Origin of the sequence: Faecalicatena orotica, from assembly GCF_003149245.1 — a bacterium.
GTDB lineage: Bacteria > Bacillota > Clostridia > Lachnospirales > Lachnospiraceae > Faecalicatena_A > Faecalicatena_A orotica.
Window position 1 is genome coordinate 1 of the sequence record NZ_QGDL01000009.1, and the last position, 18,116, is coordinate 18,116.

15 protein-coding genes and 1 pseudogene are annotated in these 18,116 nt (G+C 45.4%); 8 read left to right on the plus strand and 8 right to left on the minus strand.

Features of this window, described 5'->3' with window-relative positions:
• Positions 1-196: pseudogene (locus A8806_RS14560) on the minus strand (IS1634 family transposase); the annotation flags it as partial.
• A 267-nt stretch (positions 197-463) separates the two neighbouring features.
• Between A8806_RS14560 and A8806_RS14565 the strand changes: the two are divergent.
• From A8806_RS14565 to A8806_RS14575, 3 genes are all read left to right on the plus strand, one after another.
• A complete protein-coding gene (locus A8806_RS14565) occupies positions 464-1,561 on the plus strand; it encodes a TFIIB-type zinc ribbon-containing protein (RefSeq protein WP_109731942.1) in 1,098 nt (365 codons plus the stop codon).
• A gap of 60 nt (positions 1,562-1,621) precedes the next feature.
• Positions 1,622-2,734, plus strand: coding sequence for a TPM domain-containing protein (locus tag A8806_RS14570; RefSeq protein ID WP_181368737.1), 1,113 nt, complete (start codon positions 1,622-1,624; stop codon positions 2,732-2,734).
• Positions 2,735-2,832: 98 nt separating this feature from the next.
• On the plus strand, positions 2,833-4,185 hold the full coding sequence (locus A8806_RS14575) for an SPFH domain-containing protein (RefSeq protein WP_109731944.1): 1,353 nt from the start codon (positions 2,833-2,835) through the stop codon (positions 4,183-4,185).
• A gap of 94 nt (positions 4,186-4,279) precedes the next feature.
• Here the strand turns inward: A8806_RS14575 and rpiA are convergent, their stop codons facing one another.
• Genes rpiA through A8806_RS14595 form a run of 4 tightly spaced genes read right to left on the minus strand, consistent with a single transcriptional unit; the run spans position 4,280 to position 8,872 of the window.
• Positions 4,280-4,957 carry a ribose-5-phosphate isomerase RpiA gene (rpiA, locus tag A8806_RS14580; protein WP_109731945.1) on the minus strand — a complete coding sequence of 226 codons (678 nt, stop codon included), beginning with the start codon at positions 4,955-4,957 and terminating at the stop codon, positions 4,280-4,282.
• Positions 4,958-4,981: 24 nt separating this feature from the next.
• On the minus strand, positions 4,982-6,379 hold the full coding sequence (gene zwf, locus A8806_RS14585) for a glucose-6-phosphate dehydrogenase (RefSeq protein WP_109731946.1): 1,398 nt from the start codon (positions 6,377-6,379) through the stop codon (positions 4,982-4,984).
• Entirely contained in the window at positions 6,376-7,812 is a 1,437-nt protein-coding gene (gene gndA / locus A8806_RS14590) for an NADP-dependent phosphogluconate dehydrogenase (protein ID WP_109731947.1), read from the minus strand. Before gndA ends, zwf begins: the two co-directional genes overlap by 4 nt.
• A gap of 52 nt (positions 7,813-7,864) precedes the next feature.
• Entirely contained in the window at positions 7,865-8,872 is a 1,008-nt protein-coding gene (locus tag A8806_RS14595) for a beta-propeller fold lactonase family protein (protein WP_109731948.1), read from the minus strand.
• Between the two features lie 492 nt (positions 8,873-9,364).
• Here A8806_RS14595 and A8806_RS14600 point away from each other — a divergent pair, with 492 nt between their 5' ends.
• The 3 genes from A8806_RS14600 to A8806_RS14610 all read left to right on the plus strand — a co-directional run bounded on the left by A8806_RS14600 (position 9,365) and on the right by A8806_RS14610 (position 12,964).
• Complete coding sequence (locus A8806_RS14600; protein WP_109731949.1) at positions 9,365-10,612, plus strand: DUF6070 family protein; 1,248 nt, start codon at positions 9,365-9,367, stop codon at positions 10,610-10,612.
• Between the two features lie 224 nt (positions 10,613-10,836).
• Positions 10,837-12,369, plus strand: a complete 1,533-nt coding sequence (locus tag A8806_RS14605) for a Na+/H+ antiporter NhaC family protein (protein WP_109731950.1) — start codon at positions 10,837-10,839, stop codon at positions 12,367-12,369.
• Positions 12,362-12,964: a C39 family peptidase gene (locus A8806_RS14610; RefSeq protein WP_109731951.1), complete on the plus strand. Its 603-nt coding sequence runs from the start codon at positions 12,362-12,364 to the stop codon at positions 12,962-12,964. The genes A8806_RS14605 and A8806_RS14610 overlap by 8 nt, the downstream gene beginning before the upstream one ends.
• A 74-nt stretch (positions 12,965-13,038) precedes the next feature.
• Here A8806_RS14610 and A8806_RS14615 read toward each other — a convergent pair whose 3' ends face one another.
• The 3 genes from A8806_RS14615 to asnA all read right to left on the minus strand — a co-directional run bounded on the left by A8806_RS14615 (position 13,039) and on the right by asnA (position 15,668).
• Positions 13,039-13,830 (minus strand): class I SAM-dependent methyltransferase, encoded by a 792-nt coding sequence (locus tag A8806_RS14615; protein WP_109731952.1) that lies wholly within the window; start codon positions 13,828-13,830, stop codon positions 13,039-13,041.
• Positions 13,831-13,861: 31 nt separating this feature from the next.
• Complete coding sequence (locus A8806_RS14620) at positions 13,862-14,449, minus strand: TetR/AcrR family transcriptional regulator (protein ID WP_109731953.1); 588 nt, start codon at positions 14,447-14,449, stop codon at positions 13,862-13,864.
• Positions 14,450-14,657: 208 nt separating this feature from the next.
• Positions 14,658-15,668: an aspartate--ammonia ligase gene (asnA, locus tag A8806_RS14625; protein WP_109731954.1), complete on the minus strand. Its 1,011-nt coding sequence runs from the start codon at positions 15,666-15,668 to the stop codon at positions 14,658-14,660.
• 673 nt (positions 15,669-16,341) lie between these two features.
• On the opposite strand from asnA, the gene A8806_RS14630 reads away from it, so the two are divergent.
• Entirely contained in the window at positions 16,342-17,232 is an 891-nt protein-coding gene (locus A8806_RS14630; RefSeq protein WP_109731955.1) for a fumarylacetoacetate hydrolase family protein, read from the plus strand.
• 69 nt (positions 17,233-17,301) lie between these two features.
• Positions 17,302-18,069 carry an IclR family transcriptional regulator gene (locus A8806_RS14635; protein ID WP_109731956.1) on the plus strand — a complete coding sequence of 256 codons (768 nt, stop codon included), beginning with the start codon at positions 17,302-17,304 and terminating at the stop codon, positions 18,067-18,069.
• Positions 18,070-18,116: the final 47 nt, after the last annotated feature.

Here is an 18,116-nt window from a genome sequence, read left to right on the forward strand (position 1 = left end):
TTAAAGTTTCTAGGCGTGCTTCTTCTTCTGCCCACGCCATAACACCGTCCCTGTCGGTACCGAGACGTTTTGACAGTTCCGCCAGGGTGCCTAATTTCCGGATGGTCTTCGAAGTGCTTTTGCCCTGGGCGTTGGTATAGGATTTGGTAATATAAAAGGATTCAGAATTCTTTGATTTTGATGTAGTCACGCGCATAGTAATCACCTCAATATAAGTATACCACATATCACTAAATATTACTATATATTAAATTAAAATAGTTGACAAAAAAAGCGCCTATTTCTAGGCACTATAAGGGTTTTTCTTTTATGCAACTGTCAAACGCCCGGTTTGTTTCGCTAGATGTCTGTTTTCGTTGGAAGACTTTTGTGTTTTAAAATTACAGGATTCTATGATATAATTAAAACTAATTAAATGAATTCTTTTATGAAAACGAACCGAATGAGAAAAGGAGTATGAAATATGAGTACAAAAGGCTATAAATGCCCGTGTTGTGGTGGAAACCTGGTGTTCAGCAGTGATACCCAGAAGCTTGAATGCCCTTCCTGTGGCAATAAAGTCAGTGTGAATGCAATCCGGCAATATGCAGAGATTGTAGAATCAACTGATGGCCGGGGAGATACATATGAATGGGAGGAGGGCTCCTCGGAAAACCCGATACAATGGAAGGTAAAAGAAGACGGTACGAAAGTCTATACCTGTCCTTCCTGCGGCGGAGAAGTGGAGGCTGATGAGACTACGGTATCTACAACCTGCCCATATTGTGACAGCCCTGTGATTCTTCCGGAACAGGTGTCAGGAGAGTTCAAGCCAGACCTGATTATCCCTTTTATGTTGGATGAGGGGGCCGCAAAAGAGGCGTATAAGAAGTTCTGTAAAGGGAAGAAGCTTTTACCTAAGGCTTTTCAATTTGAAAACAGGATCAAGGAAGTGAAAGGCGTTTATGTCCCATTCTGGCTGTTCAGCTGTCAGGCAGAGGGGACTATGGTTTTTGATGCGCAGAAAACAAAAAAATGGAAAGATTCCAGCTATGAATATACACGTGATGATTATTATCTCCTGTACAGAGAAGGGGAGATGAGTTTTGAACACGTACCGGTAGACGGGTCCACTGAAATGGATGACGCATATATGGAATCCATCGAGCCGTTTGACATAGGAAAGGCAGAGCAGTTTCAAGAAGGCTATCTGTCGGGCTTTGAGGCTATGAAGTTTGATCTGTCTAAAGAGGAATGCCGGGGCAGGGCGGAAGAACGGATTAAAAAAACACTTGAAGATGCATTGATGAAGTCTGTTAAAAGGCATCAATATACTGACGTTACAGTGAAAAGCCGTAGTATTTCCTGCACCAAAGGAAGAATAAAGTATGCATTACTGCCAGTATGGCTGCTGAATCTAAAATATAAGGATCGGATATACCATTTTGCAGTAAATGGACAGACTGGGAAGGTGACAGGGGAACTGCCGGTTGATAAAGGCATGTTCTGCAAGTATGCATTGAGTGTATTTGCAGGAAGCAGTTTATTAATATATATAATTATGATACTTTTCTTACTATAAGGTGCCGGATTAGAAAATGTGTCAGAATGGAGACTATATATGATGGAAGAGGGACAGAAAATGAAAAGGATACGATTTTTTGCAGCAGCACTGGTTTGCCTGTTTATGGTAAATATCATGCCGGTTACAGCCAGTGATGAAGTAAATCTGCCGAAAGTTGTTGATAATGCGGAACTTTTAACAGAGGAAGAAGAAGCAGAATTAACAGGGCTAATCAACACGATTGTTACAGAATATGAGACAGATGTTGTACTGGTCACGGAAAATCAAAGGCAGGAAACGGATATACAGGCTGAAGCGGATATGCTGTTTGACAGCAATGGGTATGGTATTGGAGAAGAGAAGGATGGAGTTCTGTTTTTGGTAGATATGGGTGCCGGCGAATGGTCCATTTCAACACATGGAAATACGATTAACCTATTAACAGATTATGACATAAATTCGTTGGGAGAGACTGCGGCACGGGGGTATTTTTCTAATGGAAAGTTCGGTGCCGGATTCAAGAACTATCTTGAATCTCTTGCCACTAAAATAGAGAGTAGAAAGGATTATCTGGCACAAAGTCAAAGTGAAGGAGAGGAAAGTACGGATGCATATGCCGGGAATAATCAGTCTGCAGACAATCAGACCGAGAGCAGTCAGACCGCAGGTAATCAGACAGAGGACAGTGCGCCGTCAGACAACAGTGAGGCTGTTAATAAGACCCCTCCTGTACGAGTCGAAACTCCCAAGGAGCCTAAATCACCTGTTAAATATATCATTCCTGCACTCATATTAGGATTGATAATATCTGCTGTTTATATGGCAGTAATCTGGCTGAAAATGAAGACGGCATATAAGCAGGAAAATGCGGATGTATACAAGTGTAAGGATACCTCTGCACGGATACGTAAGAATGAGGTACTTTTAACAAGTGACTTGAGAAAAGTTCCTATAATACAAGAAAGCAGGGACACGCAGGAGAATTATAGTACAACGCGGTATCAGGAATCATCGAAACATCAGAAGCAGTCAAAGTACAAGGAGTCACGGACAACGGTCCATACGAGCAGGAGCGGTGAAAAGCATGGTGGTGCGAGCGGCAGTTTTACACAGGAGAAGCCGAAGGAAAGCACAACGGTCCATACAAGCAGGAACGGTGAAAAACATGGCGGAGGCAGCGGTAAGTTCTAAATCGGGGAGAATGCATACATAGAAGAAGTAAGAGTGTTCCGGTTTACGGGATATTCCGTGAACCGAAACCTAAAATTTGAATCAGGAGGCAGGAGGATATGGGATTATTAAAGGCAGGAATCGGAGCGGCGTCGGGGGTACTGGCAGACCAATGGAGGGAATATTTTTATTGCAGGTCTATGGAAGAGGGCGTTATTGTCACAAAGGGGGTAAAGCGCACATCCAAGAGGAGCTCCAATAAGTACGGAGAAGAAAATATTATCAGCAATGGCTCGATAATAGCGGTCAATGAAGGACAGTGTATGATCATTGTGGATCAGGGTGAGATTGTTGCATTTTCTTCAGAACCCGGCGAATTTGTATGGGATAATTCTTCAGAACCCACTATTTTCTGGGGCGGCTTTGATCAGGGAGTCGCAGATACTTTCGAGAAATTCTTGAGCCGTTTCACGATGGGCGGGGATACTGGGAGTGACCAGAGGGTCTATTTTTTCAACACAAAGGAACTTTTAGGCAATAAATACGGTACTCCGAACCCGGTGCCGTTCAGGGTGACAGATCAGAATATAGGGCTGGATATGGACATTGCAATCCGTTGTTTCGGGGAATATTCGTTCCGCCTGAGTAATCCGATTCTGTTCTATAAAAATGTCTGTGGAAATGTGGAAAAAGAATTTACTGCAAAGGACATGGAAAGCCAGTTAAAAAGTGAACTGCTGAATGCCCTTCAGCCTGCTTTTGCGCGGATTTCAGAGATGGGGATCCGCTACAGTGCGCTGCCCGGCCACACAATGGAACTTACAGATGCCCTGAAGGATATTCTTTCAGGTAAATGGAATGATACGAGAGGGATTGAAATGGTATCCATTGCGATCAGCAGTATCCGTGCATCTGAAAAAGACGAGGCATACATTAAGGAACTGCAGAGGTCTGCTGTATTCAGAGACCCGACTATGGCAGCCGCATATCTGACAGGCGCGCAGGGAGCCGCTATGCAGTCGGCAGCCGAGAACAAAGAAGCAGGGCCTGCTATGGCATTTATGGGGATGGGAATGGCCAATCAAATGGGCGGAATGAATTCCCAGAACCTTTACCAGATGGGACAGCGGGAAAAAGAGAGCCGGCAGTATAACGGCCAGCAGCAGAACCGGCAGAATGAACAGCCTGCAGCAGACGGCTGGAACTGCAGCTGCGGAGCCATTGGGAATAAAGGAAAATTCTGTTCAGAGTGCGGAGCTCCAAAACCGGTACAGGAAACAGGGTGGAGCTGTAGCTGCGGAACAATAAACAAAGGAAAATTCTGCACGGAGTGCGGTGCAAAAAAGCCTGAGGGGGTTCCCCAGTACCGTTGTGATAAGTGTGGCTGGGAACCTGAGGATATGACACACCCGCCTAAATTCTGCCCAGAATGCGGAGATCCGTTTGATGATGGAGATATTGTTTCAAAGTAAGGGTAAGAATCAAATTCCAAGTATAGGGTTTAATTATCAGGATTCTATCAGGATTCAAAAAACAAAAAGAAGCTGCTGCGGCAGCTTCTTATCTTTATCTTTCTTTCGTTTTTACGATGACTCCATTTTTAGTTCCAACGATGATTTTCTCGCATATCGGACTGAAAAATCCGGTTTCCAGAATGCCGGTTATTTCTTTCAGTTTATGTGCCATGATTCGATAATCCATATCAGCGTTTCCAGCCAGGTCAAGAATATAATTCCCATTGTCAGTGATAAATATTTCGCCGTCCCGCGTTCGAAGCTCCGGGATAAATCCAAGGTCCTTTATTTTTTTTTCGGTAAAATGGTATCCGAAAGGCGCAGTTTCTACAGGAAGTGGGACGTGGCTTAAGTGGGGCATGAGTTTTCGCTCATCCATGATCCAGATGACCCGCTTTGCTCTGGTGGCAATCACCTTTTCGCGGAACAGGGCACCTCCGCCTCCTTTGACTGCCTGATATGCAGGATCTATCGCATCGACTCCGTCTATTGCCAGATCGATTTCTCTGACTTTTGCTATATCAACGAGTGGAATCCCATTTTGCCGGGCCAGGTCTTCCGTGGCACGGGAGGTTGCCGTAGCATGGATCTGAAGGCCCGCGGCGGCCAGATCGCCGAGATGCTGAACCAGATAGTAAACAGTGGAGCCGGTGCCCAGTCCGAGCATCATGCCGCTTCTGATTTCTTCCGCCGCCTTCAGGGCAGCGGCCTTCTTTAATTCTTCGGTCATTTTTTACCAGCCCCCTTTTCTTGTTTATTCCATCCACTGGTGCCCTGTGCGTGCCAGAAATTCATTGGACTCTTTCGGACCGTGTGTTCCCGGGGCATAGGGATAAACCTTTAGCCCTTTTTTTGTAAAAAGTTGTTTCAGCTGTTCGATATAATTCCAGCTGATTTCGATCTGATCCCACTGTGAGAACCATGAACGCTCGCTGTTTATGCATGCGGTGAGAAGCCGCTCATAAGCCTCCGGGGTGTTCAGCTGATGTACAAGATCGCAGTTCTGGCAGAAATCCATTTTTGTCGGGATGATATCATCGGTATCGCCGGGGCGTTTGATATTGAACTGGAGGTAAACGCCTTCTGTCGGCTGGATTTTGATGATCAGGACATTTGGCTCCACTTCCGGCATGGAACGGCGAAAAACGATAGAAACTTCCATCTGCCGCGTGCCTGTCTTTTTCCCTGTCCGGATATAAAATGGCGTCCCCCTCCAGCGTTCATTGTCAATGTAGAGCCGCAGTCCGGCAAAGGTTTCTGTGTTGGAGTCAGGGGATACCAGAGGTTCTTCACGGTAACCTTCATACTGGCCCAGCACAAGTGTATCTTCGATTTCTGCCTGCCCCACAGGACTAAGGGATTTTAGTACTTCCACCTGTGCGGTATGCATATGGGTACTGTTGAATACTTCCGGCTGCTCCATTGCAACGATTGAGAGGATCTGGAAAAGGTGGTTCTGTACCATATCCTTCAGTGCGCCGCTGGCATCATAGTAACCGCCTCTTGTCTCCACACCCACGTCTTCCAGAGCAGAGATTTGCACGGACTCGATGTAGCGGGAATTCCAGATGTCGGTAAAGATAGGGTTGGTAAATCTTATTGCCTGAATATTGCGGACCATTTCTTTCCCCAGATAATGATCGATGCGGTAGATCTGTTCCGGGCCGAAATGACTCTCCAGTTCTTCGTTTAATTTTTTCGCGGCCTCAAGGTTTTCGCCGAACGGTTTTTCTATGATGACCTTCCCCTGACATGCCCCTTCCACCGTTTTTAGTCCGTCTGCAATCACGGAAAAGAATCTGGGGGCTACGGCAAGATAGAAGATATGTGAGCCAATGTCATCCTTTGAAAAATATTCATCAAGACGCCGGTAATCTTTCGGGTTCGACAAATCCATGCGGAAATAATCGATCTGACCGGAAAATGCGTCGAAGGTCTCTGCGGAATAAGGGAGTCTGGAAAATTTCTTTACCCAGTCATTTGCCAGAGCCCGGTAAGAGCCGCTGTCGTAATCCCTGCGTCCAATAATGACGATACGGCTGTTTTCCGGCAGCTTGCCCGTGTTGAACATGGTATAGAGGGCTGGCAGCAGTTTCCGGAAGGTCAGGTCTCCGGTCCCGCCGAAAATGGTGATATTTGTATGGATTTTCATAGTGATTCCCTCCATTCATGGTGAAATGCCCCATCCCTGTCTGTTCGTTCGAAGGTGTGGGCGCCGAAGCAGTCCCGCTGTGCCTGAATCAGGTTTGCACCGTTTGCTTTTGAGCGGAACTCATCCAGATAGGATACTGCATTTGCAAAAGCAGGAACTGGCAGGCCATTTAATATGGCCGTGGAAACGACACGCCGAAGACTGTTCTGGTTCTGATTGATCCGTGCGAGGAAGAATTCATCGAGGATCAGGTTTGGAAGTCCTTTGTCTCTATGGTATGCTTCCGTGATATCGTTTAAAAATGCAGCCTGAATGATACACCCCGCCCGGAAAATGGATGCGATCCTGCCGAGATCCAGATTCCATTCAAATTGTGCGGATGCATCATTCATAAGGGCAAAGCCCTGGGCATAGGCAATGATTTTCCCAGAGTAGAGGGCATCGCGCACCATCGAAGCAAAGGCTTTTTTATCACCTGAATAAGGAATGTTTTCTGCATTTTGTGCCGGAAGGGTATCCGGGATCAGCCCAGAGGCTGCTTTTCTCTGTTCCAATTGATTTGACATTACGCGTGCGTTGCAGGCGGCCGTGATCATGGAGATGTCGACTCCCTGATGGAGGGATTCGATGCTTGCCCATCGCCCGGTCCCTTTTTGTTTTGCACTGTCCAGAATGTGGTCAATTAAGTACCCCGGGGCAAGATCATCTTTCTCACGGAAAATATCCGCGGTAATCTCGATCAGATAGCTCTTCAGTTCGCCTTCGTTCCACTCATGGAATGTTGCAGCGAGTTCCTCATTTGTGAAACCTCCTGCGTATTTTAACATTAGATAAGCTTCTGCGATCAGCTGCATATCTGCATATTCAATCCCGTTGTGGACCATTTTTACATAGTGGCCGGCACCTTTTGGACCAATGTAGGTACAGCATGGCTCGTTCATCGCCTTTGCTGCGATTGATTCCAGAATTGAGCTTACTTCCTCATAAGCCTCCCGGCTGCCTCCCGGCATGATGGACGGCCCGCGCCGTGCCCCTTCTTCACCGCCTGATACGCCGACACCGAGATAGCGGATGCCCTTTTCCTCAAGCTTTGCAAAGCGGCGGTTGGTATCCTCAAAGTAAGAATTTCCTCCGTCCATGACGATATCTCCGGCCTCCAGCAATGGGGTGAGCTGGTCAATCACGGCATCCACGGGACGGCCGGCCTGAATCATCAGAAAGATTTTCCGCGGTTTCTTCAGGGCTGCAAGGAGGTCTTCCAGGCTGTAGAATGCCCCGAGATTTTCGTGGGGGTGTTCTTTCATCACCTGTTCCGTTACTTCCGGGCTGCGGTTATAGCCGGCTACTTTAAAACCATGATCTGCAATATTCAGTGCAAGGCTGCGTCCCATGACGGATAATCCGATTAATCCTATATCAAATGTCTGTTTCATATTCTATATTCTCCTTTTCAATTTGTTTTCTCGTTATAATGGTTCTGAACAGCTATGCCTCGTTTAATACAATGCTTACTGCTTCGGGGGCAGGAATTCTGGAACACTCTGGTCCGATCATCCCACTGTCCGGATCGACGGGGAAACAAACGAGTCCGCCTTCTGTGCGGTTTACAGCCAGAAGGTACGCCCCGTTTTCTGTCAGTACAAAATCTCTCGGGTGAATCCCGCCGCTTCCGGTCTGCTGGATCAGCTGTACCTGACCTTCCTGAACCTGAAAAACAGAAATAATTTCTGTAAAACGGGTGGATACATACAGATGGCGCTCATCCGGTGAAAAACGGATTGCCGCGCTTGCAGGAGACTGTAAAGACTGCTTTGTCTGTTCCTGCGTCAAGAGAGGGGTAACAGAGAGCATCGTCATCCGGATTCCACTCTCAACACGATAAACGTACAGCTCGTTGCTTAATTCGCTGACGACAAAAAGATACCGGTGATCCTTCGTGAATATCCCGTGTCTTGGGCCGGTTCCCGACTGGAAAAATATACTTCCGGCAGGACAGTAGTCCCGGCTGCGGTCAAAAATCCGGATCTCATCCTTAAGGAGGCAGGGAACCAGCATATAATGTTCATGGAACAGAATCTGATGGCATCCCGCACCAGGGGCAATGTCAATTCTTTTGTACAAAATAAGGCCGCCGTCCGTTTTTTTATAGATCAGGACAATACCCTGATGATAATTGGCCGAATAAATAAAATCCCCGTCCTGAGTAACAAAGCAGGCTGTTGTTTCCTCTTCGTAAATCTTGCTTGCCAGAGAGGGCTCACCTCCCCCAATATCCAACAGACTCATCCCGGCCTCATCCCCTGACTTCACCGGGGCAGCCAGCAGATTATTGTAAAGTGACAAATACTTACAGTCCGGCAGTCTGTAGAACAATTCCGGCCCGGAGAGAATCCCGGTGTCTTTATTAAGCGTAAAACGGTAAATTCCTTCACTCAGCGGTGAGGAATAAGTCCCCAGATAACCAGTAACCATATTTATATCAGAATGTTTCATAAAATCTCCTTTCTGGCATATATTGTAAACAAAAATATTACAGTTCTTAACTGTAATTATAGGTGTTACAGTTAAAACTGTCAAGTGTTATTTAGTAGAAAATTTCAAGGGGTCTGACCACGTTACTGTTCTCTCCCCAGCCTATCACTACGCTGACAGGCTGGGAGCCGTAACGTAAAACAGCCAATAAGCCTGCCCTCCTCGCCGCAGGCGACTTTAAATGGGCAGGCGCGTTACTGTTTACAGGCGTGCCTGTGAACAGTAACCTGACCCCTTTGAAAATGTGCACTTTCGCCTTAATTTCCTTTTTTCGTGAGAGTCTTCTTAATCTGTACTTTTATAAAATAGCTTTCCAAAAAATATAAGTTTCAATACCGTTTTATTCATGTATTTTCTTTTCTTGACTTCTTGATCTTACAGGCGTAAGATAATATAAATATTACAAATGTAAGAAATTGGGATTGTTTATGAAAAGAAAGGGGCAGACTGAATATGAAGAAAATGAGATATGTAATATCAGCATTATGCATTTCAATACTGCTTATCTCTATTTTAGTATATGCAGGCAGAATATCTGGAAGGACAAAAGGGGACAGGAATGAGAACACTGGCGGCTCTGAGTCTTCTGAGTCATATGTACAGGAAGAATCGGACGAATACGAACCGGAATTGATTACCATAAGCAGCGAGGAGGAAAAAAGAATAAGAGAACATATACTGGAAGCAGTGGAGCCATGCTGGAATATTTATGAACAGGCAGATAAAGGGAATGCAGATAATGTAGTTCTGCCGGACCAGATTATGGAAAAACTTGCCCGACGTCTGGCAGATAATGGATATACAGTATCCTGCGGAGGAAACATTTGTAATATGCAGAATGAAGAATTGCTGGATGTGGTGTTAAAAAACGCTTCAGCCGGAGAAGAAGCCGAAGCAGAATTTTTCCACATTACAAAAAGTGGCGTTTTTGAATGGAGACGGCTTGAGTTCAAGAAAGGAGAGATGGTTATGACCTGTGCAGGCGCTGACTGGTCCCGGGGGGAGGAACCTCAGAAACTCCGGATTTCTTATATGGAAAAACAAAAAGTTTATGACTGGCAGTACACAGAAAAAGGCTGGCTCATCATAGAAGCATCCAAGTCTAAAAACCACGAGATGGACATGCACAGCATGTTCCGGGTGCTTCCCCTTCCGCAGGAATGCCGGGAATACTGCAGCAGATATATCGAGCCTGTAAGCTACATGGGGAACAACCTCTTTCTGACTGACTGGGATGAGGCAAGTATAGATAAAGTTGTATTTAATGATGTTTTTGAGTTTTTGTATACAATGGAAACCGGAAAAAAGTATGAGGAACAGGAATATCCGGATGGTGTGCCAAAAGAACTGTATGAATCAGTCATAACATCTTACTTCCCCATAACAGCATCAAAGCTGGAGCAATTTCCGGGATATTCAGAAGAAAAGCAGACCTACAGCTGGGAAGCAATGGGCTGTGGAACCGTCATCCCTCAGCCCCAGCCGTTTCCCGAAGTAGTAAAAGTCACGGAACAGGAAGACGGCACCGTAATCCTGACTGTTGATGCCGGATTACTGCAGGCTGGCACAGACCGTGCATTCACACACGAAGTCAGAATAAAGCCCGATGATGAAGGAAATATGCAGTATATTGGTAACCACGTACTGGAGTCAGAAGAGAATAAAATGCCGGGATATATGCCCCGAATGAGCTATCAATAACGCATTCGGACATTTGTTCAGGAAAAGATTTCCGTTAAGACAAAATCATTAATTTAAGAATATTCTGAAAACGGAGCGCAAAGGGGTCTGACCTCTTTGCGCTTTTTTGCGGTTTTTTCTGAAAAAAAGATTGTATCTTTTGCGTTAATTCGCTAAAATGTATGTAGTATCGATCCTTCGCGGCAGTTGCCAAGTGGGAATAAATATGAGAGAGAGGTTACTTTATGGATGGTTCAATGTTTATCGGAACATGGTGGTCGCTGGTACCGCCGCTGCTGGCCATTATTCTGGCTTTTGTTACTAAGGAAGTATACAGTTCCCTGTTTATTGGCGTTGCAGTGGGGGCGCTGCTGTATACGGGATTCCAGCCGTGGGATTCTTTTGTGGCATTCTTTGAGATCATGAAGAACAGCATGAATCTGAATATTTTGATTTTTGATGTGCTGCTCGGAATGATTATTGTACTGATGTCCAAGTCGGGAGGGTCTGCCGCATATGGAAACTGGGCGGGCAGCAAGATTAAGACGAAGAAGAGTGCGCTTCTTGCAACGACGGGACTTGGTGTGCTGATTTTTGTGGATGATTATTTTAACTGCCTGACTGTTGGGTCTGTTATGAGGCCGGTTACTGACAGGTATAAGGTGTCCAGGGCGAAGCTTGCATATATTATTGATGCGACGGCGGCCCCGGTCTGTATCATCGCACCTATTTCCAGCTGGGCTGCAGCAGTAAATTCCTATGTGCCTGAAGATGCAGGCATTACAGGATTCCAGTTGTTTTTGAGGACAATTCCTTATAATCTGTATGCACTGCTTACTCTGGCGATGGTATTGTATATCATCATTACCGGTTTTGATTTCGGACTGATGAAGAAGCATGAAGACAATGCGGCAAGGGGAGATCTATTTACCACCGGTGCGGAAGAATTCGAGCAGATAAAAGAAGAGACATCTTCTTCCAAAGGCCGGGTGATCGACCTTGTCCTGCCAGTAGCTGTTTTGATTGTTTCAGCAATTGGTGCCATGATTTATACAGGGTTTCTTGGAGGCGCAACAGATATAGTGACAGCTTTTTCTGGCTGTGATGCCGAGACAAGCCTGATCTTTGCGACGATGATCACAATCCTGTTTATGCTTGTTTTATACCTTCCGAGAAAGGTCATTACATTCAAAGGCTTTATGAACAGTTTTGTAGAAGGGTTTAAACTGATGATACCTGCGGTAGCGATTCTGATCTTTGCATGGTCCCTGAAGGGAATGGGCGATGCACTTCAGATTGCCGACTTTGTAAGAGAAATTGTGGGTGCAAATGCTTCTGCAAGTATTTTAATTCCGGCAATCATGTTTGCAGTTGCTATCTTCCTGGCTTTTTCAACAGGAACATCCTGGGGAACTTTTGCAATCCTCGTGCCGATCGTAGTAGCAATGTTCTCAGGCGGAGAGAATCTGGAAATGATGGTTATTGCAGTTTCAGCGGTACTGGCCGGAGCAGTCTGCGGCGATCATGTATCCCCGATATCTGATACGACGGTCATGTCATCGGCCGGAGCACAGAGCAACCATATCAACCATGTATCCACGCAGATGCAGTATGCAGTCATAGTTGCTATCGTGTGTGTAGTCGGCTATATCATCGCCGGATTCGTGAAAGTATGGTGGATTACACTTGGCCTGAGCATGGCAATTCTCCTTATCGTGCTTACCTTTATGAGAAAATATACGGGGAATAAAACAGAAACGGTGAAAGCAGATGATTAAGATTGACGTACCTTACATAGACCAGAGTGTAAAATATCCGACCGGATGCGAGAGTGTATCGGCAGTCATGCTCCTTCAATATTTGGGCGTATCAGTTACAGTCGATGAGTTCATAGAAAAATATCTGGAACTGAGTGGATTTGAGGAAAAAAACGGAGAACTTTACGGTCCGAACCCATATGAATGCTTCTGCGGAAGTCCGTACGACGAAGAATCCTTCGGCTGTTATGCACCTGTTATATGCAGGGCGCTTCAGAAAGCGGCCGGGGATGACTATGAGATTATTGATGAGACAGGCACGCCGGTAAGGCAGCTTCTGGAAAACTATGTAGATCAGGGAATGCCTGTCATTTTCTGGGCATGCATCAACATGCGTGAACCAATCACAGGACCATGCTGGAAGCTACATGACTGTGATGAGACTTTCACGTGGATATCCAACGAGCACTGCATGCTTCTGGTCGGTTATGATGAGGAAGGATATTATTTCAACGATCCATATGAAAATAACGGAGTAATCCGCTATCCGAAAGACGTAGTGGAAGACCGGCATTCGGCACAGCATTCACAGGCCGTTGGGGTTAGAAGAAAGTAAATATCTGTGTATCTTTATTACTTGGACCCGCTAATCCGGGTCCACTTTTTTGATCCGAAGAAATTCGGACTTGTTTATTTTCTGAATATATCAACTGCATGGCTTGTAATGCCGGTTAAATCTTCGCGTTCGCAAGTAGCAAAATGGTATTTCAAAAATAGTTCAAAGTTGTCATTATCCATCATATCTAAAACTTCACGCATAAAAAGGGCACACCCGTCAGCCGCTACATAATGCAGGCGGGTAATGTCAAACGTGGACATTAGATAATCGATGTCCTCTTTCCGGACAAGTTCAAACAAATCCTTCGGTTTGGATCTTGCGGCAAACGTCACAGGGTCAAGCAGGCCATTTTCAATATATTCTGTAACACTGATATTTCCGCGTTTGAATCCTTCGTCTAGGAGACAGCCATCGGAAATAACATAAGCCGCAAAAACCACACCTCCCGGTTTAGTTACACGGATTGCTTCACGAAGTGCCTGTTGTTTATCTTCTGTATTATAAAGGTGATACAGAGGACCTAAGAGCAGGGTAATATCATATTTGTCATCCTGAAAAGCAGATAAATCCATTGCATTTCCCTGGGTGATAGTGATGTGTTCGTCTGGTCGTGTATTTTGACGGAAAATCTCAATATTATGTTCTACCAATTCAACGGCCTCAACGGCATATCCCTGTTGTGCCAGTGCGTGGGAATACCGGCCTGTTCCGGCGCCAATTTCAAGTATATGGCTGTCTGGTTCCAGATACATCTGTATGTAACGCATAGTAGTGAGAAACTCAACTGATCCATGTTTTGATAAAAGTCGTCCGTCCTCATCATAATGAGTATAAAAATCGATTAAATGCTGGTTTGCTTCCATATTGCACCTTTCCATAATTCGTTTTTGAATATCAAAATGATAAATCCCAATCAGGTTTTTCTTGTTTTATAAAAGCCGACAATGTATTTCCTACCATTTTCTCAGTATTGATTCTGTCCAGTGATATTTTTTTCGTTGCTGTTAAGACGGCTATGCCATGTGTATAAAGAAATAAATCCAGAAAAATGACTTTAGCCCGTTCAGGTTCTATCCCGGTCATTTCCGAGAAAATCCCGGCTTTATTTTCATTGCCAGCCTCCTTATAAAAATCTTTTGGGTCAGTCATGTCCAAATCCATATCGTTTATAAACAGAAGCTTAAATAAATGTGTTTCTTCCCGGGCAAAGGCAATGTATGAGAGGGGCAGGGTTAAATAAGGGCTGACAACTTCAGAATTTCTATAATGTGTGACGTACTGTTCGTAGTATTCATATGCAAAGACAAGAAATTCTTTTTTTAATTCATCCATGTTTTCATAACAAGTAAAAATTGGGCGGGTTGAACATTGTAATCTGCCGGCGATACTTCGGGCATTAACAGTTTCAAATCCAGATTCTCTTGTAAGGTCCAGAACCGTATTCATAATCATTTCTGCCGTTATTTTGGGTTTAGGCGGCATGCAGTCCACCTCCTTTTCAAAATCATAGTAAAACATATGTTGTATAACAATTGTTGCATATAAAAAGAACATTGTCAATAGTAATATTAAACGTAAATACAAAAAAGCAGGGCAGAATAGCTTTACGCCATACTGCCCTGCAAATTTTTAAATTTTATACCGGCCACGGGTCTGTCAGCATCCTTATTTTGTGTACCAGATGATAGTTCTAAAGAAGATGAATTCCATTTTCAAGTGCACAGTTTACAATATCCTCGGGCCATATGGAAGACTGGACCTCCCCTATATGTGCCTTTCTTAAATAGTACATACAGATTCGTGACTGTCCGATTCCACCGCCAACTGTATAAGGCAGTTCCCCATTCAGCAGGGCCTTCTGGAACATCAGCTCCGCGCGGTCCTCGCATCCGGCAGCCTTCAGCTGTCTTCTGAGAGCATCCTCGTCAACCCTGATTCCCATAGATGTCAGTTCCAGTCCGATATCCAGAACCGGATAATACACGATGATATCCCCGTTTAATTCCCAGTCATCATAGTCAGGTGCACGTCCGTCATGCTTTTCTCCCGATGTCAGCGTCTTTCCGATCTGAGAAATAAAGACGGCTCCCTTTGCCTTGGCAACCCGGTGCTCCCGCTCCTTAGGAGTCAGATTCGGGAACATATCCTCCAGTTCCTGAGAGGTAATGAAGAAAATCTCATCAGGAAGCCACGGCTCGATATAATTATACCGTCTTGATATGTATTCCTCTGTCTCTTTCAGGGCACTGTAAACCTTGCGGACCGTATACTCCAGAGTCTCCATGTTCCGTTCTTCCTTAGAAATGATCTTCTCCCAGTCCCACTGGTCAACATAAAGAGAATGGATATTATCCGTATCCTCATCCCTGCGGATCGCACTCATGTCTGTATAGAGCCCTTCCCCTGAATGGAAATCATAATTCTTTAGTGCATAACGTTTCCACTTTGCCAGAGAATGTACAATCTCAGCCGGAGCATCATCCTGCTCACGTATTCCGAAAGACACCGGTCTTTCCGTCCCGTTCAGATTATCATTCATACCAGATTCCGGGCGTACAAAAAAGGGCGCCGAAACACGGGTTAAATGCAGTGACTTTGCAAGTGACCGCTCAAAATGGTCCTTGATCTCTTTAATCGCGACCTCCGTCTCACGGATTGTAAGAGGAGAGGAGTATCCCTGGGGGATCGTTAAATGTTCCATAATAAAAACTCCTTTATCTTTTCTAATCTAAATACAAGTATAGTGTGCTGTAAACTCAGATATTCCTATTCTACATTCTCAAAGTAAAGAAGTCAATGTTAAGGTTGAACAAGGGTGGATTTGTGAGCGGGTGGGGGGACGCGAAATAAAGGGACGGCCGCAAGCCTTCAGAGTGTACATATGCCGTTTCGATATGCGGACACGGGCCTAAGAAATTCTAGGAAGCCGACAGCCGGCAAAGCGGGGCAGGGTCTGACACATCACGGGAAATCTGGTGATTTCCCGCGCTGGGTCAGACGATTTTGTGATTCGGTGATCACAAAATCACCCCGCTTTGCCGGCTGCCACCTTCCAAGAACTTCTAAGGTCCGCTTTAGCACTTCGAAACGGCATATGTACACTCGGGAGGCTTGCAGCCGTCCCTTCATTTCGCTGGTCCATCCAGCCGGAAGTAAAATGATTGTCCGTTGGAGACGGCTTCGAAGTTGTGGCGTGTTTAATACGTTTGACGGAACGCAAAACCTGTCTTAGGGTATGAATGAATAATTGTTACGGCCGCAAGTCTGAATTTGCACTTGAAAAATATAAAAAAGAGGATTATAATATTTCAAGAACATTGTTCTATAATACCGAACGATAAAAGAGCGGTAATGACAGAGGAGGTATCACCTATATGAGACTTATTACATACAGGGCCGCGGGAGCGTCTGAGGACAGGCTGGGGCTTCTTGATTCCAAGGGGGAGTGGGTTGCTCCGCAGGAGGTCCTGAACCTGCCGTATTCTGACATGAATGAACTGATTGCATCTATGACAGAAGAGGAGAGGCAGCAGTTAAGCCAGCGGGCGGAGGACGAAAGTTTATTTATTGTGCCGGCAGATGAGATTGTCCTGCGTGCGCCCATTCCATATCCAAAGCAGGATGTCATCTGTCTCGGCGTGAATTATCTGGAGCATGCCAGAGAGGCAGCCAGATTTGAGAAGGACTCTTTTGACATTCAGTCCTCTTATCCGGTTTATTTTTCAAAAAGGGTGAACGAGGCAGCCGGACACCGGCAGGGCATTCCTGCATATGAGGATATTGTTGACAGTCTGGATTACGAGGCAGAGCTGGCAGTCATCATTGGGAAAGATGCCAGAAATGTAAGAGAGGAAGATGCACTGGACTATATTTTCGGCTATACAATTCTGAATGACATGAGTGCAAGAAACCTGCAGACCAGACACACACAGTGGTACTTCGGAAAAAGCCTGGATGGTTTTACCCCTATGGGCCCAGCTATTGTGACAAAGGATGAGATTATGTATCCGCCGAAATTAAAGATCCAGACTTTGGTTAACGGGGAACTGAGGCAGTCTAGCAGCACGGACCTGCTCATCTTTGATATCGGTTATGTGATTCATGAACTGAGTCAGGGTATGACTCTGAAAGCCGGGACGATTATTTCCACGGGAACACCAAAGGGAGTCGGGATGGGATTTACACCGCCCAGATTTTTACATAAAGGGGACGTCATTGAGTGTAAGATTGAAAAACTGGGAACGCTTGTGAATCAGATAGATTAGTGCTCCATCCAGTAAGTATCATTACTCACTGGATGGAACACTAGAGCGATCAATAGAAAGGAGTCACGGATGAAACAGGGAGTGACAATACAGTCTGTGGAACGGGCTTTGAAGATTCTGGAATACCTTTCAGGAGGCGTTTCGGAAATTGGCATTACAGATATAGCATCCTACATGGGACTCGGGAAAAGTACCATTTACGGTCTTGTGAATACGCTTGTCCAGGAGGGGTATCTGGAACAGAACCCGGACAATAAGCGGTACCGGCTGGGGCTTAAGTTATTTGAACTTGGCTGCATTGTGCAGGAACGTATGGATATCCGGGAGATTGCAAGACCATATTTAAAGGAGTTGTCAGAGCATTTTAAAATGACGGTGCACATGGGCCTTTATAAAGACGGGGAAGTCGTTTATATCGACAAAATGGACGCCCCTGATACAAGGGTCGTGTATTCACAGGTGGGAAAACGGGCGCCGATGTACTGCACGGGCATCGGCAAGGCAGTGCTGGCAGAACTAAAGCCGGAGGATATAGGAAGGATTCTGGACAGCCAGAAGCTCGAAGCTCTTACGCCGAACACCATGACAGACAAGGAAGAGATACGAAAGGAGCTGGAATGTATCAGAAAGAAGGGATATTCCACGGATAATGAAGAGGTAGAGCTCGGATTGAAATGTGTGGCAGCCGCGATCCATGATTATCAGGGGAAACCTGTGGCAGCTATCAGTATTTCGAGTTCAGCGGTAAAGATGACGGAAGAGAAAGCAACAGAGGCAGCGGAAGAAATCAAGAAGGCTACACGCGCGATATCCGGAAAGCTGGGATACCGCGGATAGAATGTATGGAAAATATCAGAGTCTGTATCCAGTCAGGCTCTTTTATA